Annotated in this window: 16 protein-coding genes and 6 pseudogenes; 13 read left to right on the top strand and 9 right to left on the bottom strand. The window is 35.8% G+C overall.

Going from position 1 to position 22,313, the window contains the following annotated elements; translation table 11 throughout:
- Positions 1-927, bottom strand: a complete 927-nt coding sequence (locus F909_RS15485; RefSeq protein WP_005146799.1) for a hypothetical protein — start codon at positions 925-927, stop codon at positions 1-3.
- A 164-nt stretch (positions 928-1,091) separates the two neighbouring features.
- On the opposite strand from F909_RS15485, the gene F909_RS15490 reads away from it, so the two are divergent.
- The 4 genes and pseudogenes from F909_RS15490 to F909_RS15510 all read left to right on the top strand — a co-directional run.
- On the top strand, positions 1,092-2,729 hold the full coding sequence (locus F909_RS15490) for a helix-turn-helix domain-containing protein (RefSeq protein WP_005146795.1): 1,638 nt from the start codon (positions 1,092-1,094) through the stop codon (positions 2,727-2,729).
- A 410-nt stretch (positions 2,730-3,139) separates the two neighbouring features.
- Positions 3,140-3,784 (top strand): annotated as a pseudogene (locus F909_RS15495) (YagK/YfjJ domain-containing protein); the annotation flags it as partial.
- Between the two features lie 62 nt (positions 3,785-3,846).
- Positions 3,847-5,012, top strand: a protein-coding gene (locus F909_RS15505) for an IS3-like element ISAba22 family transposase (RefSeq protein ID WP_085940844.1) whose coding sequence is annotated in 2 segments (ribosomal slippage) — positions 3,847-4,105 and positions 4,105-5,012 — 1,167 coding nt in all. Because the reading frame shifts where the segments join, the coding sequence is not laid out codon by codon here.
- Between the two features lie 43 nt (positions 5,013-5,055).
- Positions 5,056-5,376: pseudogene (locus F909_RS15510) on the top strand (hypothetical protein); the annotation flags it as partial.
- 153 nt (positions 5,377-5,529) lie between these two features.
- Here the strand turns inward: F909_RS15510 and F909_RS15515 are convergent.
- The 3 genes and pseudogenes from F909_RS15515 to F909_RS20730 all read right to left on the bottom strand — a co-directional run.
- Positions 5,530-6,453: a hypothetical protein gene (locus F909_RS15515; protein WP_005146791.1), complete on the bottom strand. Its 924-nt coding sequence runs from the start codon at positions 6,451-6,453 to the stop codon at positions 5,530-5,532.
- A 9-nt stretch (positions 6,454-6,462) separates the two neighbouring features.
- Entirely contained in the window at positions 6,463-7,182 is a 720-nt protein-coding gene (locus F909_RS15520) for a YaaW family protein (RefSeq protein ID WP_005146790.1), read from the bottom strand.
- A 102-nt stretch (positions 7,183-7,284) separates the two neighbouring features.
- A pseudogene (locus tag F909_RS20730) lies at positions 7,285-7,692 on the bottom strand (integrase core domain-containing protein); the annotation flags it as partial.
- On the opposite strand from F909_RS20730, the pseudogene F909_RS21505 reads away from it, so the two are divergent.
- Positions 7,689-7,933, top strand: a pseudogene (locus tag F909_RS21505) (hypothetical protein); the annotation flags it as partial. The pseudogenes F909_RS20730 and F909_RS21505 sit on opposite strands and share 4 nt — an antisense overlap.
- Before the next feature lie 68 nt (positions 7,934-8,001).
- Here F909_RS21505 and F909_RS15525 read toward each other — a convergent pair.
- The 5 genes from F909_RS15525 to F909_RS15540 form a co-directional block, all read right to left on the bottom strand.
- On the bottom strand, positions 8,002-8,658 hold the full coding sequence (locus F909_RS15525) for a hypothetical protein (protein ID WP_005146787.1): 657 nt from the start codon (positions 8,656-8,658) through the stop codon (positions 8,002-8,004).
- 12 nt (positions 8,659-8,670) lie between these two features.
- Positions 8,671-8,898, bottom strand: coding sequence for a hypothetical protein (locus tag F909_RS15530; protein WP_005146785.1), 228 nt, complete (start codon positions 8,896-8,898; stop codon positions 8,671-8,673).
- Positions 8,899-9,027: a hypothetical protein gene (locus F909_RS21645; protein ID WP_005146783.1), complete on the bottom strand. Its 129-nt coding sequence runs from the start codon at positions 9,025-9,027 to the stop codon at positions 8,899-8,901.
- Positions 9,028-9,029: 2 nt separating this feature from the next.
- Positions 9,030-9,284, bottom strand: a complete 255-nt coding sequence (locus F909_RS15535; RefSeq protein ID WP_005146782.1) for a hypothetical protein — start codon at positions 9,282-9,284, stop codon at positions 9,030-9,032.
- 719 nt (positions 9,285-10,003) lie between these two features.
- Complete coding sequence (locus F909_RS15540) at positions 10,004-10,765, bottom strand: hypothetical protein (protein WP_005146779.1); 762 nt, start codon at positions 10,763-10,765, stop codon at positions 10,004-10,006.
- 401 nt (positions 10,766-11,166) lie between these two features.
- Between F909_RS15540 and F909_RS15545 the strand changes: the two genes are divergently transcribed.
- The 8 genes and pseudogenes from F909_RS15545 to F909_RS20715 all read left to right on the top strand — a co-directional run bounded on the left by F909_RS15545 (position 11,167) and on the right by F909_RS20715 (position 22,300).
- Complete coding sequence (locus tag F909_RS15545) at positions 11,167-11,454, top strand: hypothetical protein (protein ID WP_005146776.1); 288 nt, start codon at positions 11,167-11,169, stop codon at positions 11,452-11,454.
- A 57-nt stretch (positions 11,455-11,511) separates the two neighbouring features.
- Positions 11,512-12,549: a DUF932 domain-containing protein gene (locus F909_RS15550; RefSeq protein ID WP_005146770.1), complete on the top strand. Its 1,038-nt coding sequence runs from the start codon at positions 11,512-11,514 to the stop codon at positions 12,547-12,549.
- 170 nt (positions 12,550-12,719) lie between these two features.
- On the top strand, positions 12,720-13,760 hold the full coding sequence (locus tag F909_RS15555) for a YqaJ viral recombinase family nuclease (protein WP_005146769.1): 1,041 nt from the start codon (positions 12,720-12,722) through the stop codon (positions 13,758-13,760).
- A 189-nt stretch (positions 13,761-13,949) separates the two neighbouring features.
- On the top strand, positions 13,950-14,846 hold the full coding sequence (locus tag F909_RS15560) for a recombination directionality factor (protein WP_005146768.1): 897 nt from the start codon (positions 13,950-13,952) through the stop codon (positions 14,844-14,846).
- 331 nt (positions 14,847-15,177) lie between these two features.
- Positions 15,178-20,250 (top strand): AAA domain-containing protein, encoded by a 5,073-nt coding sequence (locus F909_RS15565; protein WP_005146767.1) that lies wholly within the window; start codon positions 15,178-15,180, stop codon positions 20,248-20,250.
- On the top strand, positions 20,243-21,637 hold the full coding sequence (locus F909_RS15570; protein WP_005146766.1) for a hypothetical protein: 1,395 nt from the start codon (positions 20,243-20,245) through the stop codon (positions 21,635-21,637). The genes F909_RS15565 and F909_RS15570 overlap by 8 nt, the downstream gene beginning before the upstream one ends.
- A gap of 81 nt (positions 21,638-21,718) precedes the next feature.
- Positions 21,719-22,030 (top strand): annotated as a pseudogene (locus tag F909_RS21725) (hydrolase or metal-binding protein); the annotation flags it as partial.
- 64 nt (positions 22,031-22,094) lie between these two features.
- Positions 22,095-22,300, top strand: a pseudogene (locus F909_RS20715) (helix-turn-helix transcriptional regulator).
- Positions 22,301-22,313 lie beyond the last annotated feature (13 nt).

Raw genomic sequence — 22,313 nt, 5'->3', positions numbered from 1 at the left:
TTATTTGTTGGTGAATGGTTTTATTGGGTTTGTAAGGTACTTTGGCACAGCTTTCTGTTTGTTATCAGTTTTTTCCTCTATGCCATCATGAATAATTTCCCCTTGTTTAGTAAATCCTGAAGGTCGTGGATAAATAAGTGGGTAATCGTTTTCGGAAATAGGCGAAAGAGTTGTATGAAGGGGATTTGTGGTTTCTGATTTGAGTTCCAGTGTCGCTTTTATGCGGAGAAGGTTGTTATTAAAATCAGATTGTAAATTTGATTTTATTATCCTACGAGAGTTCTCCTTTTCTTCGTCACTTTGAGAAGAATAAATTTGGTCAAGGTCATCTTCATTCGGAAATTGGTTTTCTAGGACTTCCAATTTTTGCTGGGTTGAAACCCATTGGCTGAATAAGTAATCCTGAATTTTCTCATTGAGTGCATGTGCTGTCTCAAGCTCAAATTTGTGCTTACTATTTAGATACGCTTCAAAATCTCGCAGTTTTTGAATTTGTTCCTGTAATTTATTAATTTGAATTTGTTGCTTTAATTTGTCTTCATCAAAACTATTAATGATATGTTCAAGTGTCCCTGAAGCACTGCTATGTTCAAGCTTTTTTTTGATTTGTTCAAGCTTGGATGTTGAGCTTTTACTTATTCTTGCCTGAATACGGCTTTTGTGCTGTTTAGAGGTTTGGTGCTTGTGCTCCCTAAATTTTTTACGAATGGTTTCATAGAAATCTTTAGATGCGGCGACAAATTCTTTTGTTGAAAGTATGGCTTGTTCTTGATCATAACCGAATAGGATTTGGGGTTGGGATATAGACACTGTAAATTGTTTTGGGGTTAATTTGCTCCATGCATCTTTATTTTTTTGGATGAAATCTTCCTTCGCTTTACTGTCTTTCTTCATCCAATTTTCAAAATGTTCGTATGGTCTTGTCATGATGAGCATTCTTATGAAATTAATAGCAGGAATAATATTAACTTATTAGTAAGTTAATGTTAACTATAATGTTAAATTAATATTTACTAAATTTTAATAGTTGCGTATTTGAGTTTTATCATCCATATTTGTGAAATTACAAGTGGGTAGTGTTCGATAGATTCATGGAAGATAGATTTTTACTTTTTTTACTTGCACACGAATTTTCCCCTGTTACTCTGACTCCAATAGCACGATGGTTGTTACTCCAAATAATTCAAATGTATGGAGGGCAAGAATTTTGTTTAACATCTGCAATGAGTGCAAAGGAGTTTGTATTTCATGATAAAAAATTGCAGACTACGCTGAATGAATTACAAGAGCATCAAATAATTGTTAGAGGAATTGATGAAAAATCTTGCAAAGAATTTGTAAGAATAGATATTGAAATGTTTGGTCTTTGGGGGAGTGTAAAAACGATAGGTGATTTTGAGAAAGAGCGATGGTTCTCTAAGATGATGAATCATGAACTTCCGCTGAAGGCTCTTTTTTTTCACCTTGTCGATACCAAATTAAATGACTTTTATGTACATCACTTACAACATACTAAACCGATATTATTTGGAAAAATAGATTTCAAAACGGCATTGGTATTAATGGTATTGGTTAGACATAGTAATCAATTTGGAATTACCAATAAATGCGGAATTCATAAATTAAAGCATAAAACAGGACTGTCTAAAGATGCGATCTTTCGGTGTATCAAAAAATTAAAGCAACAGGGACTCATTCGTACACGAGTCGATGGTACTCAATCAAGCAAGATTATCAGTCGAATGAATCCATTTTACGCACTCAACTTATCGCATGAGCTTTGGGGGGATAAAGCTCGATATGGTCGATTTTATATTGAGAAAAGTAAACCCACTCAGCTTTTTGAAGTACAACGGGTAGGTCGTTTATTTCAGTTGTTTAAAACCTTTAATAGAGAATTGGACTATTATTTAAATTTTAGACAAGATCCACATTCAACATATATCAGTTTGATACAGCATGAACCAAGAATATTGAGTGATCGCTTATGCCAGCGAACGGTATTCAATTTTGAAAATTCATCCAAAATGGCTCAGGATGATTTAGAAAAGGAGCTTGTGCTTAATTTATTGAGTGGTTACTTTGAATTAAAAAAATACCCTTTAGCTCAGTCGTGGTTGAAAGAACTAATTAGCTATAATGAGTTGAACACCAGGTCGAATAATTTTGTTAACGCTTCGATGGCTTGCGCATTATTTCAGTGTTATTTGGAACAGTGGAGTTTAGAGTTATATTCCTCCTCAACTAGATTGAAGCAATTATTACTAAATTTTGATGTTGTAGAAGTAAATGATCTCAAGAGGCTTGAAAAAAACCTTAAGCTAAGTTCTTTGCTTCAGATAAATGATCGCGATTTGAGTAGATTCTTCGAACAAGAAATTCAAAGTGTTACCTTCTTAATTAGTTTTTTACTGACATTGATTGCAAACAATAAGCTTTATCCGTTCCTTGCTAAGCAAAGTAATATTAAGCAGTTGAAGCCTTTCAGTATTATGCCTCGTTCATATCATCAACAAACATATAGCTGCATTTTTATGATTGATCCAACCCTACGAGCAAATGAGTTTTGCTTATTGGATGAAGCAGATGATGATTTCTCCGAGTGTCGAAAACACAAAAATCATGATTCAAATTTCAGTTCTTTTGACTCACCAAGTTTACAGCAATTACAAGATTTTGGTTTGCTTCCTGTGGAATGTAGGGGGGTAGATTGCTTAGTTAATATTTAACTATATTGGCGTAACTTTAGCCTAAGCAAATTTCGATATATCTTTGGATATATCGATGGTTAGCATCATATGGTTCAATGATCTTACCGAGGCAATAGCTTAAGGTACTTAACAGGTATCTTATATTATTATCTATAAGTAATATATTAATAATATAAACAATATCTTATCTAGTTAAGTAAGTACAATGAGTTGCTTAGTTCAGTATAGCCCATACTCAAATGGGCTATAGATAACGTATCCATATCAAGTCACTAAAAACATGCAGAACTAACCCTATAGTATGTTCCAAAGTCTATGAGCATATTCAGTAGAGCAGGATGACTACAGCATCCTGCTTTAGAATTAAGATCAGTAAAAAAATATATTCCTCACTTACATATGAACCTTATGTTTCAGTGAGAACCTAAATGTACCAAAATGTTCAATTTCAAAATAATCCATATGATCAGCTTTACCATGAAGCCGAAGTGCTGGCAGGAGTAGACCATTTCATTCAAGAGGTTTGCTTAGGTAGTTATGATCTATATCATCAAAACCTGATGATAGACTTACAAAAATTAGTTCAGTCATTTAAGCCAATCTATAACGCTAATTTTTTCTATTGCAATACAGTGCAGATATTCATTGAGGTGGTGAACATCGTTGATCACACACTCAGTCTAATGCCACAGGCAGACTATGATTGTATAGTCTGTTTGGATGAGATGACCGTCTGGCATATTTTGACTTACATCCAGTCATTATCAGGCTGTGTAAAACAGCAACTGATCGATTTTCAACAACGTGAATTAAAGAATCAGCAAAGCCTATTCGACTATACATCCTCATTGATCAATCATTATGCAAGACTATTAGTTGTACGTGTGGATTTATCCATTCTTCAGGAATATCAAGCCTTATACAACATTCAGGCATTTAACAAAGCATTAGACACTTTGCTTCGTCGAATCGCAGATCAGGATACTTGCTTTAATGCTTTGCAGGGTTATGCATGGGCATTAGAGCATGGTGTTAGCAAAGGCTATCACTGCCATCTTCTGCTTATGTATGATGTGTGCTGAAAAAACAGGAGGTTTTAACTTGGTAAACTAAACACACTCATCAGGAGTTTACCATGAGCAAGAAACACAAGACTTACACCACAGAATTTAAAGCTGAAGCCATCAAATTAATTGAAGCCAATCAAGGCAATGTCTCGGAAACAGCTAGACAACTTAGCATTTCAATGCAAACTCTTTCAAATTGGAATACCAAAGCAAAGGCTGGAACTTTAGCAGGTACAAAACAGTATTCACCTGATCTAAACGCTCTACTCGAAGAAAATAAAAAACTCAAACAACAGCTCAAAATAGCTGAAATGGAACGTGAATTTTTAAAAAAGGCAGCAGCGTACTTTGCCAAAGAAAGTCAGTAAGGTACGCCTATATGAAACAAAAAAGATATTCTTTTCCAATTACCTTAATGGCTCGATTACTTCATGTTTCAGTTTCATGTTTTTATGATTGGCTCAAGAGAGGCGTGAGCAAAAGAACGATTCAACGAAATCAACAGACGATATTGGTGAAAATAGCCCATGAGGAGACAAGGCAGAGCTATGGTTATATTCGATTAACCAAATACTTACAAGCTCAGGGTATAAAAATGAGTATGTACGCTGTACGTCAGATAAAAGCGCTGAACCACCTGTATTGTAAGCGACACAAGCGTTTTAAAAGGACTACGAATAGTGACCATAATCGAGCGATCTATGAAAACCTGCTGGAGCAACAATTCTCAATGACTAGACCAAATCAAGCATGGTCAAGTGATATTACGTACATATGGACTGTTGAAGGATGGCTGTATTTAGCAGCGGTAAAAGACCTTTACACGAAGCAAGTGGTTGGCTATAGCTTAAATGAGCGCATGACAACACAGCTTGTTTGTAATGCGCTAAATATGGCTATTCACAATCAAAAACCAACCAAAGAACTGATTGTGCATTCAGACAGAGGAAGTCAATATTGCAGCCATGAATATCGAAATATACTTGAGCAATATGGTTTTCAAGGTTCAATGAGCAAGCGCGGAGACTGTTACGATAATGCACCGATTGAAAGCTTTTGGGGAATATTGAAAAATGAGTTAGTTCATCATTACAACTATCAAACTAGAGAAGAAGCCAAAGCAGATATTATAAAATACATTGAGTTATTTTATAATCATCGAAGAATTCAAAAGGGTTTGGGTTTTAAGACACCAAATCAAATGGCCGAAGACTTTTATAAGTTGGCTGCCTAGAATCTCCCAAGGGAAAGTCTCCTGATAATTCAGCGTATATCAGTACGATGGGAATGTACATCGAAGTGGTTTTGAAATGGGGCAGTGGGTAGGTGAGTGTTGGGAGCAGATTACACATGGCTGTGGTTATATTTTTAACTGTAACCATCCTCACTATATGGCGATCTATGAATCGATGGGAACTTTAGGCATTGGAATGATTCATCGTCATGATGAAAAGAAGATTAATAATTTTCTGAATTACGTAGTTCCTTATCTAGTGAATGGAGAAAAAGAACAACAACATCCTCGAGTGAAGGGTTCACCCTATATGCGTAGTTTTGGTAAAGGTGTGATCGATTCGAAAAACCGAAGAGGTTTATAAATATTAGATTTTTAATAGAGAACACGGCTAATAGCATGTTCTCTATGTTGTGCAATCTGATACAAAAATGACAAAAATCTGTAACCATTATAGTTTCAAGTACTTGATTATAACGGTAGCAGAGTAAATAGAAAACGGTGGAGCTACTATAGCTTAAAATTCTTTAGAGTCAGTTTGTGATTTTATATAAGTGATTCTTTCTTTCGCAGGCTTTTCAAGTAACTCTACATGTATTGAATATTGGAACAAGTTTTTTGCAGGTAGCCTGATTTTCTCAAAAAATGGAACTTGATCTTGCTTTATCCGAAACTCTTTCAGACCATTGTTAATCTCATTGAGATAATTGCGGTACTGACTAAACAAGCCTAAATATTGGCTATGGCTATTTTCAATCAAAACTTGAGAAAACTCATTTTGATTTAGTCGATGTGAAAGAATAAATTCTAGATGCATTCCAATGGGTAGTATTTCCATCATTTGTTGGATAAATTGCATAATTAGCTCAACATGTTGCTGTGAACTAATTTTTTGAGTTTGTACTAAATTTAGTAGGTTTCCAATAAAGGAGATTAAATGATTTTTAAGCTGTATAGAGGATGACAAAGTATTATTGGCTAACTGATTAACATCTGTAAGTGGGGTTCTGTTGTCTAGTAGTAATTTAAAAGTCTGTAATAAAGCTAAATACTCGCTCGCTTTGTCTGTATAAAATAAAATGTTTTGTTCTATGATATCCTGAGAAACCTTCAAGACGCACTGTTTTACAGCCTCAATTTTTTTACTTAAAATTTGAGTTTGGATAACCATTGCTACCATTAACGTCGCAGTAGAAATAGCTTGAGCTGCAACAATTGTGGTTTGCAATGTTGATTGCAAAGAGCCTAATCCTTGAACAAAAGTTTCAACACCTACAGAACTGACTTCTTTTAAAGGAATATGTTGAATAATGCCTACATGTTCGAGCCCCTTTTTCCAGTAGGCAACGCCATCTCTAAAAATCACCTGGTCATTTGCTATAGCTTCTAAAAGCTCTTTTGAAAATTTTTCAATATCGTAACTAAATACTTTATCTAACATGCTGATACCTTAGAACTCATTGTAGTTATTTTTATTTTCTTCATGCTTAATCCTCATCATCGCAACAATACAGGCAGCAGGTATCGTAACGCGATAAGCTGGAGCTGTAATATCTTTTGCAGTTAAAGGTAATGTTGCGGCTGCAACGAATGGATTTACCTTAATAAAATTTTTAGCCATATTTAATCCAGCTAAAAGTCCACCAGCTGTACCTGAAGCGGTTCCACCTCCAAGACTATTTTTAATCGTTTTAAGAGGGCTTTCTTTAATTGAGGTTAGTCCTAAGTATCCTTTTTCTTTCAATTTTTTATTGATGAAGTCCAGCTCATTAAGTTGAGTGATTCGACCAAAAAGGGTTCTTAGTACTTTTTCTTCAAGAAGACTGATATCAGAAGTATCTTTATGGAAATCTACACCTGTTTTTTTTGCAACATCTTCTAGTAGTTCACGATATACAACCCCTTTTCCTCTGACAAGGTTGACTACTGTATCTCCGCCAAATAGTTGAATTTCAGCAGCAATTGCTTTCCAGCTATTTTTATATAAATCGTCTTCAGTTGAGTACATGCTCATGTTTTTAACAAGTGTGCTTTTAAGCCCCCCTGTCCATTGTTCTGTACCTTCACTATCAGCGATTAAAGTGTTTGATAATAACTTAAGATCTTGAAAATCAGAATATTGTAGAAATGCTAGATCAGGATCTTCGCGAAATTTTGCTTCTGTTGCCATATGAAGTGTTCTCTTTATTACAAAATTTAAGTAAAGCTATTAGGATGCGCGGTAATACCCCCATTTTAATTGAATTAATGAGTAGAAAAACCAACCCTCTTATCATTGTTTAAAATTAGGTGGGCTAGCATTAACTGACATGTGAGGTCGCTCATGATTATAAAAGTGCAGACATGCAGTTGTATAGTCTTGAGCCTCGCTTAAATCTATGAATAAATATTGATTCAAACACTCATAACGTACTGTACGATTAAAACGTTCAACATATGCGTTCTGCTGTGGATTACCAGATTGCGTGAATACATGTTCGATACTGTGCTTTTCACACTACTTTTCCATGAGATCATTAATGTATTCTGGGCCATTGTCGGATCTGATTTGCTTGGGCTTTCCTCGCCATGCAATGAGTTGGTCGAGCCCTCTTAGTACCTGTTCAGCAGGTAATGAGAAGTCAATCAATATATCCAATGACTCACGGTTATAATCATCAATGACCTTATGAATAAGATAACCAAGGGAGCTATTTCAACTGTAATCGAAAAGAGAACAAAGAAAAGTTTGCGGTTAATGATTTGCTTGGTATAGGAATGATCCATAGAGATCAACCAAAACAACGTGAGAATGCTTTTCGTGCAGGTATATAGTTTGTGAATCCTAAAAAAGTAGACCAACGTTTAGTGCCAAGACATCTCTGAATATGAAAACATTTGGAATTAGCCAGTTTGATGTAAATTGGCGAAGAGGCATATAAAGAATAGGTCATTTTGAGAATAGAGAACACTGTTAATACCATGTTCTCTATTTTATATATTCCTAACATCAAAAAGACAAACTCACGTTACCTTGGTCGGTTGTCAATTCAGCCTCAAGGACTTGATCACCACGGCATTTCAATAAGTACGATACCGTTGAACTATAATTCATTTGTACAGGCATCTTGCTATGGAAATCTGCGGTGTAATAACCACAACGACCACGATTAATACTCATACCTTGTAAAACAAAAGGTTGATCGTTGGTCGACTGGATTTCTAGAATATATTCAATCGCCCCTTGTACATTAAATGCAGATTGTGACTCACGACTGGTAATTTGAGCACGAACAGATAATGCAGGCTGTTCCATTTCCATGGGAATATGATTGCTATATTCAGCGTTGTTTGGATCAAGATCAGACTCCATCATGGATTTGAGCGCTTCAGGATATTTCTCCCAACTCTCAAGAAATGACTGAGCTTGTTTGACCGCAGCAGGCAAATACTCGGTATCATTTTCTACAATCTGAGTTAAAGCTTGTACTTTGGCTTCAACCTCTTCCTTACTATATGGAGCATATTTAGATTGCTCCTTTTGTGTAGCAGTATTAGATGAGCTGTGTTTAGCTTGATCTGTAGCACTTTGTTGAGCTGGCTGATTGTTTTGGCCACAAGCGAGCAGTAAAGTTGAAAGTGCTACTGTGGAAAGTATTTTTTTCATGATTGCACTCCGTTATAACTTAGGTCGAATAACAACGAACCAAATGAATAATAGGATCAAGATACCACCTACAATTTTACCGATGACTGGAAACATTACCGCAGGCCACACTAAGCCTTGCCCCAAATTGTAAGTAAATGGCTTGTAGTTATACTGTCCCCAAAAGTGTTGATAGATGGCAAAGAAAAAACCAATCACCAAGTAGCTACTAATCATCCATGTCTTAATATTTGAATTCATTTACTTTCCCCCAATTGCATATTTTGCCAATGCGATAAATAGTCCCATCACGATCATGAAGCCAATAAATGGCAAACCTAAAAAGCAAATCACTGCAATGATGCAGATGATGCCAGCAAGTGTTCTCATGGTTATTCCTTCATGCACTGATAGGAAATATTGACCATATCTTTTTGGAAGGATTCAGTTTGCTGCAAGGTGTAGAGGTTTTCTTTAAGCCCATCTTCCCCATATTTATTTTCAAGTTTGTCGTAAATACATGAACAGGTACTGCCATCAATGCCACCTGTTTTACAACCACTGATAAATTGACGTTCGGTTTTGCTGGCACAACCTGAAGCCATTAATGCAACAGAGATGAGTGCAAGTGAAGTTTGAATTTTCATCATTTCCCCTAATTTTTTATTGTGTTATTTGATGTGTAATAAATTTTGCTGAATGGACTAAAGTGTAGATGCAACAAAGCTTTCCAAGGCTAGACAGCGTTTAGATTAGTCAAATAAGCAAAAATTTATGAATGCTGTTAATGCAACAGAGAAATATAAAATCGTTTCAGGGAAAACAATATAGATAGGAAAAACTTAGTCATGGGTATGACTCCTTTGGCTATGAAAGAAGCTTCACCACGTTACTGCTAAATAATGGTGGCGAAACGAAAGAGGGTTAGCAGACTGATAGCCAAAGGATCAGCACACCTGAAGGTGTCCCCCTCCCGTTCCGCCGCAGAGGGGGCACGCAGGGTCGCCCACCAAAAAGATATACTTTTTAGTGTGCTTTGGCTGAACGGTCTGCTAAAACCGACTGACGATGTAGGTCAGCAGTTGAATGATAAAATTAAGGTTTCGCTGAGTCAATCAAGTGGTGTGAAAAAACAAATAAAATCAAAGGTAGAAAATGCATTTTATGTGAGGTTAGGGGGTTATTTAACAATGACAATAAATGATCGATTTATATTTAATGCTTGTGCAGGCTTGAGGTTGGTCATTGCTTGAGACATTTAGATCATTGATTATGGAAGTAAAGCAGAATCCAAGAGTACTGATTGAATTTGTATATTTCCACTTCATGATGAAGTGGAAATATATCTTGATGATGCTAAGACGGATTAGCAGTCTATAATTTCAATTTTTTCAGGGTCATTTTGAGCTGTAATAATAAATAAATTATGATCAAACTCTGATCTGTCATTTTTAAATTTTTGTTTATATTTTAACCCCTTAGTCGTCTTAAATACCATTTCAAAACTAAAGATAGCGTCTTTATTTGCAGAAATTGTAATTGTGACTTCTCGTGTTGTGGTGTTCGTTTTCAGTACAGGAATGTAAGAGGTCATATGCTCAATGTTTTGGTCTTTAATTAAAGAAATATCAATAACGGGAGAGCCGATATTAATGACTTCAAAATAGTTGTAATTTCCTGCGAATTTAAACTGGATAACAGGCATTGAATTCAGCTCATCTTTTAACTCTTGATCGCTACGTTGATTAGCTAAATTACTTTGGTTTTGATTATATTGGGTGATCAGCAAATCATACTCATTTTTAGCTGTTTCAACTAATGCTTGCTGTTCTTGTACGCTATTTCTAAGTTCTTGGGCTTGAATTTTCAAGGCGCTTGTATTGAGCATATAACCTAGAATTAATAAAATGAATCCTAATGGGGCAAATGTTCCCGCTAGAAAATCCCCAAGGGCATTGGGTTCAAGTGCTTTTATTTTATTAAAATCAACCCCAAAAAAATGATAGATACCAAAAAAGTAAATGCCAGTGATGATAATAAAAATGACAAATTGAACTATGGGTATTTCAAGAAACTTAGTCTCTGCTGTTGAGGTATTGCTTCCTGTAGGGTTATTGCTGGTATTCATGGGAATTTTCCATCTTATTTGAAAGTTATAACTATAAATAAAAACGAGGTTGTTCAGCTTTCTTGAGTAAAGCTTGTCCTCTTGTAAGTGATGATCTCAGATCAAGTTTTGTTCGTCTGCATACAGTCATTAGAGACCATCAAAATGAGAATCTTTTGCAGTAAATTAAAGCAGTGAAAACTAGACCGACGGCTCTTTAAAAGAGCGGGAAATGACGGTAAGAGCATCAACTCTTTGAGATCATTAAAATAATAGCTTGGTCAGGGCTATATTCCAAATAATTTCATATACATAACATACTAATGAGAATCATGAAACTCTTTTGAGAGGACATGAAAATATGAAAACAGAGCCTGCCATCGAGCAGGCTTTTTTATGCCCAAAATTTAAGGAGTCGAGCCATGAGCTTGAGCTGTCCCTTTTGTCATTCAACAAATGTGATATTGGTTGAAGCAAGTACACAACAATCAAATACGACCTTAACCAATTTGGTCACACCGACCACATTGGGTGCATTGGGAACCACGGTCGCAAAGTCTTTCAATCTGCCACCGATTGTCGGTGGAATTGCAGGAACAGTATTGGGTAGTGTGTTGAATTCATTCACTGAACAAAGCACATCATCACAGCAGAATTTGTGCTTTTGCCACAATTGCTACCAAAAATTTCCAACTCATCTTTTGCACTAAAGAATATTCATATCCACACAGATTCAAATTTCAGTTTAATTTAAAAGGAATACAACTATGGCACATCAACTTGAACAAATGGCTTATGTCGGTGATACCCCTTGGCATGGTCTAGGTAATCAACTAAGTCAAAACCAACCGATAGAAATCTGGGCACAACAAGCAGGCATGGATTGGCGGATCGAATCCTCTAATGTCAGTTATATGGCACAGAATGAACGAGGACAAAGCATCATCATGCCTTATGAAGAACAACGAGTACTTTATCGTTCCGATACTCATGCACCACTATCAGTCGTCAGTCAACGCTTTCAGGAAGTCCAACCGAGAGAGATTTTAGAATTCTATCGTGACCTGACTGAGCAATCAGGTTTGGAATTGGAAACCGCAGGGGTACTTAAAGGCGGTAAAAAGTTCTGGGCATTGGCACGCACAGGACAAACTTCATCACTCAAAGGTAAAGATGTCAGTAATGGCTATATTCTTCTAGCTACCGCTTGTGATGGAACTCTTGCTACCACCGCACAATTTACCTTAATCCGAGTGGTGTGTAATAACACGTTGGCGATTGCACTGAAAGGTCAGAACAGCAGTGCAGGGGTGGTGAAAGTTCCTCACAGTACCAAGTTTGATGCAGATAAAGTCAAACAACAACTCGGTATTTCAGTTCGTACATGGGATGAGCACATGTATGAGATGAAACAACTCAGTCAACGTAAAGTCACCCAGTATGAAGCAGCCGCTTATTTCGATGCTGTGTTTAATAACACCACGATGAGCATCACTGACCAAGAAGACAACATTATTCAGTTCTATCGAGATGTTGCCACTCAAGCACAAGCCAATGGCAAGGAAAAATCTGAACCGAATGCCAAGTCGATGAGTAAAGCTATGGAGATGTTTAATGGTCAGGGACGAGGAGCAAACCTCTCTTCAGCCAAAGATACCGCCTATGGATTACTGTGCTCGATCACTGAATTTATCGACCATGAACGTCGTGCTATGAGCACTGACCATCGACTTGATTCAGCTTGGTTTGGTGCAGGTGCATCAATCAAACAACGAGGATTGGAACAAGCGTTAAGCATGATTTGATCATGTAAAAAACTAAATTTCAGTCATGGAAAGTTAGACCTAACTGAGCATTTTTAAAGAGAATCTTTAATTTTAAAAATTATGAAAACCATAGCTTCGGCTGTGGTTTTTTTATGCCCATTTTTTATCACTCACATCCTTTTATACCACTCAAAAATCAGGACTTCAATATGAACACCGCAATTTTAAACCCATCTATACAACAGGTAAGTACCCCATTTATTGCCCCAAAGCTATTCACAGCCAAACGCTTGGTCAATACCAAAAATATGACTCAAGCAGAATGGCTTGAAGTCAGACGTCAAGGTATTGGCAGTAGCGATTGTGCCGCAGCTTGTGGACTCAATCCCTACATGTCGATGCTAGAGCTGTGGATGATCAAGACAGGTCGAGTTAAACAATCCATTGAAGATGAAAGCACAGGTCATGCTCCTTTATATTGGGGCAAACAACTTGAACCTTTAGTCGCTGAATATTACAGCATGCATACCAACAATAAGGTACGTCGCATCAATGCAGTGTTGCAACATCCCGAAGCAGATAAGCATTTTATGTTGGCAAATTTGGATTACTCAGTCGTAGGCAGTGATGAAGTCCAGATTTTAGAATGTAAAACCGCAGGTGAACATGGCGCAAAGTTGTGGCGAGATGGTGTGCCTTTATATGTATTGTGTCAGGTGCAACATCAACTCGCTGTAACAGGCAAAAAGGCAGCGCATATTTGTGTGCTGATCTGTGGTCATGAAACTCGTATCTATAAAGTGGTACGCAGTGAATCAGTCATTCAACATATTATGAATGCAGAGCGTTACTTTTGGGAATGTGTGGAAAATGACACGCCACCTTCAGTTGATGCCAGTGAGTCGGCAGCTAAAGCCATTCAGCAACTCTATCCTCAACATATTCCACTCAGTATCGAAGATCTCAGTCAAAATGAACAAGCCAATCAGTTGTTTGCTCAACTGATTCAAGAAAAGCATCATATTGAAAAACACCAAAACAGCTTTGATGAAACTAAGCATCAAATTCAGATGTTAATGAAAGATGCTGAACGAGCAACTTTTGCCAATGGTTCAGTGACGTGGAAACGATCTAAAGACTCGATTGCTTTAGACAGTAAGGCTGTACTCAAACTTCATCCCGAAATGCTTGAGCAATTTCCACAAAACAAAGCAGGGACACGACGCTTTCAGATTTATAGCGATGATTGAATCCATCACGGCTATATATCTATGAAATATCCATTCTCTTAAAAAGTGCAAAAAACCGCCCCGATTCACCAACACCCGAAGGTGTGGTGAACCCAAATGGCAGTCTTTGCGAAGTCATAGCTTTTCATATTTCTGTTTACTTACATAACAAGGGGTAAGCAGTAAAATTTTATTTATAGGACAAACAACATGATAAAAGGTTTAGCGATTACACCGCCAATACTCGGCAGAATTAGTATCGGTAAAGTGGTCGAAAAGAACGGTAAGCGTCTGCCTGAAAAGGATGACCAATTTACTATTACCAGCCAAATCCAAAATAAAGATGGTTGGGTGAAGCATCCACTTGATGAACAGCTCAGAGCTAAAGCACCGAATCAAAAACTACGCTCTATTCCTGTACGGATGATCTTTAATGATCCTGAACTGAACCTGCGGGCAGAGTACAGTTTATTTGACCGCCAAACAGGACGCCCCATTTGTGTAGGTAATGGAGAAACTTGCCAACGGCTGACCAATCAAGGTGTAGAACAGCATGCATGTCCTTCACCTGACCTATGTCCATTGGCACAAGGCGGCAACTGTAAGCCTTATGGACGACTACATGTCAATCTAGATGAATCGGATGAACTCGGGACGTTTATTTTTAGAACCACTGGTTTTAATAGCATTCGCACACTAGCAGCACGACTGAGTTATTACCATGCTGCTTCTAATGGTTTACTTTCGTGTTTGCCACTGCAACTGACCTTAAGAGGTAAGAGCACTGCACAAAGCTATCGTATCCCGATTTATTACGTGGATTTGACCTTACGTGATGGCATTAATTTGCAGGAAGCGATTACCAATGCAAAGCAAATCAGTGAAAAAAGCAAGGCAGTAGGATTTTATCAGGAAGCATTAGATCATGTGGCAAGGCAGGGTTATGGTAATGCCAGCTTTGAAGTAGGCGGTGAAGAGGGCTTGGATATTGTTGAGGAGTTTTATAATGATGAAAAGAAGCCAGAGCAGCACCAGCAAACGCATGATCTGACCGATGTTCAGTGTATCCAGAAAGGTTTGCAGCAGTCGGTGAAGGCTTTAAATTGATACAGAATCCCTGTGTAAAACATGGGGATTAATTATTAGATTAAATTATCACAGTCTTTATTTTTTAAATATAAAAATGCATGAAACTAAATTTTAGAAAAAGAACTTTACTTACGTCGTAAATGCATTTACATTTTATACATAAATTATTGTTGGCTAAAATAAAGCCAAGGAAAGATAACTAACAAAAATCACCTAAATTTGAGCAAATGCAATATTGATGTTGCATAGAGCCCATAACCAAAAACCAAATTTTACACTTAACAAAATTAGTAAATCTCATAATTTTTTAAATTTTATGGATTTTTCTATCTATTTCTATGGATTTTTTATGTCTTTAATTATTAAAACCCAAGCAAATGGGATTCATCAGCATGAAACTAAAGCTATTGATAAAATTAGAGAAGCATTTAGTGTTGAAGATGAAATGAGAAAATATAGCCCTTGGTATGGTTATGCTGGCTATACTTTGGTGGATCGAATTACTAAGAAAGAGGGGGAGTTTGACCTAATCTTGGTGACAAACAGTGTTGTAATAGTTGTTGAGTTGAAGGATTGGAATGGTAAATCAATAAAATCTGTAAATGGCAACTGGTATATGGATGAACGTGATATGGGAATTTCCCCAGTCTCACTAACACGCCAAAAACAATTCATTCTTGTCAATAAGCTTAAAGCACTTAAAGATAAATTTACAGGTAATCCAGGATTTGTCCCTAGAGTTTATTTTTTTGTTGTAATGTGTGGAAAAGTAAATTTTTCTGGATTACCAGAGGATGAAGCTAATCATGTCATTAGTATTGATAAATTTATCAAATTTTCTAACAAAATTGCATTTAATAAAGAATTTAAACCGCATCCAAATGCTCAACATTTAGATAAGGACTTTGGCTTAATCGATAAAATCTTTGTTACTAATGACACACAACCTAAAAAGGTTATTGTTCAAAAGTATAAGCAGGAGGAAGAACTCCTTGCTCATCCTCAAAAAATTTATACAGAGTATGAGGCAATATCGACCATTTCTCGTTCTGATAAAGCATTAATCAGACAATGGTATTTTGCTAACTTTAAGGAAATGAGCCTTCAATCACCAAAGCAAAGGGCTGCATTACTAAATCATGAACGTATCATTAGTGCCGAATTTCAGCAAAGTAACCAATTATATAAGACTGCTCTTGTACCCTTGATCATGCCTGAAGAGGATCAAATTACTGAACAGTACAATGAGTTGGTTGAATATCGGCAAAGTCATCTTCGTTTTAATGATTTTATCACTAGAATCAACCCTAATTTGTCTGAGGAAGATAAATTAGATTTGATTCAAATTTTAGTGAGTAAATTCGCTGAAATGCATAATCTAGGTATTTCACATGGAGATATTAATTCACACTGTATTTGGATTTCTCCTCAAAAAGATGTCGCTATTTCACACTTTTTAACTTCTAATTCAGAAAATATCGATAATCAGATTGAAGACTTACAATCAAGTCTTACATTTCTTCCAAGAGATTTTCAAGCCAAATTAGCAAATGTATCTGCGTTTAAAAAAGACGTATATATGTTAGCAATAGTTGCTTGGCACTTATGGGAGAATAATCGTTTAACTGCTAAAGCAATAAGTAATGTGTGCGTTAATAGTGACCATTGGATTGCTGACTTAGTAAAAAAGGCAATTACTTTTGAAATTAATGATGCTAGTCAATTGCTTAGAGAATTTAATGCGAAAAGGCCTACGCAAGCAGTAGAGTTTATTGCTGACGTTGCATTATTAGAGGAATATGTTACAGCAGATAAAATATATAAGATTTATCCAGAGGAGGATGAAATCTACGAAGATGTAGATAATAAAACCACTTTATATCGTTCAGGTGATCATCTTGTAAAAGAATGGTCAGATGTTCATTTGGATAGATTCTCATCAAGTGATATTCTTAAATATCAACATTTTTTTGAGCGACTTAAAGAGGCTACAGCCCAAAACTTATCATATTTACCGAATTTAGTACGATATGGTATTTCAACAAAGTCTAGATCTTTATTTGTTGTTTGTGATGTTGTTGAGGGTGTAAAAGTTGACGAAATTGAAGCTGAAAAAGAAAGCAGATTGCAGTTGGCTGCTAACTTGGTAGAGGCGATCATCCATTTACATAAATTGGGCTTACCAATTGGTCGCATTAATCATGATAGTGTGCTGTTCAACTCAGAAAACAGCAGTTTTGTTTTCAATGATATTATTGATATCAGACCATACTTAGATCATAAGAGTGAATATTATCCTGCACATATCGAAAATCCTACCAGTGAGCAGTGCCATAACCATGCCATTATGTATATGGTTTGCCAAATCCTAAGGTTTAAAATAGGTGATGATAGTACAGATTTTAAATGGATTAGTGATGCTGTAAAACTTGAGCTCAATGAAACAGAGTTTCCTTTAGGTGATTTAAATCGTCTATTGGAAAGTATTGAAACTACGCAAATTAACAGCGATACACCAACCATTCGTATTCCAGTACCTGATAAATTCACTGAGCTACAGATTTTTGCCGATAATAAGCGTATCTATGCAGCTTTAGAGAAGGGTCGTAATGGTAATGACATTATGGTCAAGTTACAGGGGATTGGGGGTTCAATTCATTTTATTATAGATCCTAATAGCAAAAGTATTCGCTTTGTGACAGGCGTACGTGAATCTGATGTTGTGCCACATTACGTCATAGATCAGGCTGTGCTAGAAATAGATATTAACTTAAATATTGAGCATTCAATTGGTAGACCAGATTATACAGAACTATCTAGTTTCCTGTTTAATTTGGAGGAATTTTCAACTGCAATTGATGATATTTTGCAAGATCAGTTTAATGACCAAGAGGATATTTTAGAATTAGAGACTGATTTTCCTCAGTCAACTGATGTATTGGATATTGATCAACAGTTACTAATTCATGATTCACAGGATCCTTGTGTCACAGATGAAATTGTAAATAAGATAACATTAGACTATGTCCATAATGATACTAATAAGCTAGCTGCTTTAAATATTGATACAAAGAAATTATGGAAGGCAATCTTAGAAACAGAGACTGAAGCTTTACCATACATTGTTTTATCACAACCGTTGCAATTGGTTGATACCAAAATTTATATTGCAAGATATGAAGATGATAACGATGTATTAGACAAATTTCCGAAAGATGCGTTAATTAGCTTAATCCATAAGACTATTGATTTTAATGGTGAGGATAGAGAGTTCCGTGTAGGTGATATTGATATTCAAAATTCTTTAGCTGGGGAGTTAAGAGTTAAAGGCGTAAAATATGCTGATAAAATTAAGGTAGGACAAGTTTTATATTTACGTACTAAGGCGGATAAATCATCATTTCTTAAACGTAAAAATGCATTAGAACAGATATTAAGACGACAATCTGATATCCCCAATTTAGTTGACTATTTTGAGCCGACTTCACAAATTATCCCCAAGAATTATAATATTACTGTTTCGGATAAAGACTTTGAAAGATACGATCAGAAAGATCAAAATGGAAAAGTAGTTGTCAGTCTGAATGACCTTCAACGTGAAGCATTCCGTAAATTAATTAACTTTGGTCCAGTCTCAATTTTACAAGGTCCTCCAGGAACAGGTAAAACTGAATTTATCGCAGCCTTTGTTCATTATGTTTTTGAAAAGCAAAATGCCAATAATGTTTTAATGGTTAGTCAATCGCATGAAGCTGTTAATACTGCTGCTGAGCGTATTCGTAAACACGCTCAGCGTTTAGAAACACCATTAGAAATTGTACGTTTCAGTAATAGAGAAAATGCCGTATCAAATAACTTAAAAGATGTGTATTCAGACTCTATTATTTCTACACATCGTCATTTGTTTTTAACTGAGATGGAAGATAGAGTTCTATCTTTGAGCCAGTCTATCGGAGTTGATAAAGAATATTTAGCTTGCGCTTTATTTTTGAAGGTAAATCTATTTGGTCACCTATCAAGAATGTTGGTTTCAACAGAGTCTGAAGATGAAAAATTATTGTCTAAAACTGAGTGGAATGGGTTATCGGCTAAGCTGATTGATCGTCTTAAAGATTATTCGCAAGAGCTACATACTTCTTTAATTGGATTGAATAGCCGCCAGATTTTAGATAGAGAAAGTCAAATCTGGGAAATGTTGGATGAGAGTTTTGAGGTGCAAGGTAAAGCTGCTAATAATGCCAAAGCACTTGTACAAATTGCATTTGATTATGATCAATTGATTGATAGTCCAAATGCCAACTATGAGACTTATCTTTCCAAGACACGGCAATTCATCTGCGGGACTTGTGTCGGGATTGGGCATCATTCGATTGATATTGCAAATCAAACATTTGATTGGGTCATTATTGATGAATCTGCGCGATCAATTTCTTCAGAATTAGCTATCGCAATGCAGTCAGCTAAACGTATTTTATTAGTTGGTGATCATAAACAATTGCCTCCTTTGTATTCACCAGAACATGCTAAGGCATTGGCACGTAAATTAGGATTTTCAGAAAAACGTATAGAGGCAAATCTGAAAAGTGATTTTGAGAGACTATTTAATTCACCTTATGGGAAGGTGGTACAAGGGAAACTACTTTCTCAATATCGGATGGCCCCTGCAATAGGTAATATGGTTTCGGATTGTTTTTATGATGACCCACTTAAAACTGAGGTAATTGAACCATTTGAGAAGCCTTATACAAGAGAAATGGTACGAGTTGTGCCGAATATCTATCTTAAATGTTCAGTTCAAGAACTACGATCTACAGTGACATGGGTTGATACGTCTGAGAAGTATAGTGATGGTGTAGGTACAACTTTCTATAACAAACATGAAGCTCGTAAGATTATGGCATTGTTAGAGAAAATTCACTCAGATAAGCAATTATTGAAAGAGTTAAAAGACAGATCAAAGCCAAATGAGCCACCTATCGGTATTATTTGTATGTACGGCGAGCAAAAACGATATTTACGTAAGCAATTTAATTCGAAGTCTTGGGATGAAGAATTTAGATCCTTAGTTAAAATCGATACTGTTGATAGCTATCAAGGAAAAGAGAACAGAATTATTATTTTATCTATTACACGTAATAGTTCTGATAATAAAATTGGTTTTATGAATATGCCAAATCGTATTAATGTGGCTTTATCTCGAGCGATGGATCGGTTGGTAATTTTTGGTGCATCTCGTCTATGGGATATGCCAAGACATAAAGAAAGTCCATTAGGATTGGTTCTTAGTTATATCCTGGAGCGTACAAATGATGATCAGCATTATCAATATATTGCTGATCAGAAACTTGCACCAACTAAGAATCCCAATTCATTGAAATTTAAATATAAAACAAGTTCGAATCGAGGTGGCAATCATGAGTAATTATAGTATTCCTTATCATGATATTGATATCTTAATTCCTTCTCAAAAGTTTGAAGTAAACTTTAGTTATACATCAAGTCAAATGCCTAACTTCATAGATTCTATGATTATGCGTTTATTGCGTATAAGCCCATTGTCTGTGAAGAATATCGCTAAATTTTTAGGCATGAATCAGCGAGAGTCTCGCATTGTATTAGATCAACTCATTACTAATAATGAAGTTGAGCTTCAGCAAGATGGACTTTTTCATTTGACTAATAAATCAATGAAATATTTCACCACGGTAGATTCAATACCGAAAGTTGCATCTATTTTGGAGCATACTCACAGTTTGATCTATGAATTAACCAATTTTAATTATATTGCTCAAAAGCCAGATAACAATATGTATGGCATTAAATTGATTGCGACTAGTACTCATGCTGCAAATAGTGAAAATATCGTTAGGGACCGATTTCAGAAGCAATTTTATCAACTTATCGAAGAGGATATTATTACCTTAAAGAAAATAGAAGGCAGACCTAGTATTTATAAAATGGGTACAGTGAAAAAGGTTAAAGAATGTACTGTTCGTAAGTCGCTCGATCTTCATGTTGATGCTCAGGCTGAACCACAAGCCATAAAAGTTTTGGACTCGATTATGAGTGATGAACTCAAAGATAAAACTTATCAAGCATTGGGGCAAAGTAAAAAGGGTAACAATATTCGTGATATTTTGAATAATCTAGATGGGTTTGAGCAGTTAAAACTTAATCAATATTTTAAGGATGGCCGTTTTCTAGCACCTAATGCTTTATTTGATAGTATTAATCCTATTGAAAGTAAATCATCTGATGGAAATCATTTGTTTATTGGTCCTTGCTATAGTCAGAGCAATTCAAAGATTATATTGAATAAAATTAAAGAAAGCATTGCTAAGAATCATCAAGTCAGCAGTATCTACTGGTTAGCGCCAGATGATGTCTTTTGGGGTAAATCACTAAGATTCAATACTTTTATTAATGCTTTAGGGCAAATTAAGACTAAACAGAATACTGATTTACAACTGAAATGCTTTTTACCGATGCATGATGAACAAGATCGAACTTCTGTAAATAATTACCGTAAGATTATTGCGAAAGATCAGCAAAAGTATTTTTATGGGATTAAGGATGGGATACTTGACGGTAATTTTGAACTTATTGTTGTTAAAAATGAATTTGCTGTAATTGTTCTACATGTTTTAGACTCAGAAGCTGAGTATTTAACATCATTTCCTTTTGGTTCAATTAGTTATGATAAACAGTTGGTGAATGGTTTAGTTAGTTTGTTTGAAGCATGGGAAAGACCAAAAGATGACGGTGGAATTAGTTTTGGCCAAATGTTTAAAAAACATAGCCAATCGTAAGCTATCTTTTTAATGGTTAAAATTAAGTGACTTATTATTCAAAGTGACGAGTTACTTACTTTACATCTCGCAATCAATTGCGTGAATTTAACTTTACAGCATGTGGTGAATCTTCAATATACGATTTAAGCAGCAAAGGAAATAGACCAACAAAGTAAAGCTGTAAGCTTTAATCAAAATGCTTTAGATGCAACAGCTAGATTAAGTTCTAGTAATGCACAGTTTGAGATAAATTTGGAGGAAGGATTAGATTTAGTGGAGGATTTTTATACTGATGAGGCTGAGCAAACTCAGCTTGAGTTTGAAGTCAAGGCGAAGTCTAAACTCTCTAAGGAGCCAAGTTCTGTAGAGGATATTCAACAAGGGCAAGGGAGTGTTAGGGCGGTGAATTAGTCCATTTTCTAAATTTAGTTTTGATAATGGTTGGAGAAATAAAACGTATTTATCAGATGATTAGATATTTCACATAAACCAAATCATTAGGATTAAAGAAGTCATTGCAGTTACGGATATTAGCCGTTCAGTTATATATGAAAAACTTAATCCTCAATCTAAATGTTAGATTCAACATTTCCTAAGCCAATTAAGTTGAGTGTGAATTGTGTTGGTTGGTCGGCATTTGAGGTAAACCAATGGATTGAGCGAAGGTTAGCAAGTCGATAGTTAGGGGGCGAAA

Origin of the sequence: Acinetobacter sp. ANC 3929, assembly GCF_000369405.1 — a bacterium.
Classification (GTDB): Bacteria; Pseudomonadota; Gammaproteobacteria; order Pseudomonadales; family Moraxellaceae; genus Acinetobacter.
This window is presented reverse-complemented; position numbering and strand designations above follow the sequence as displayed.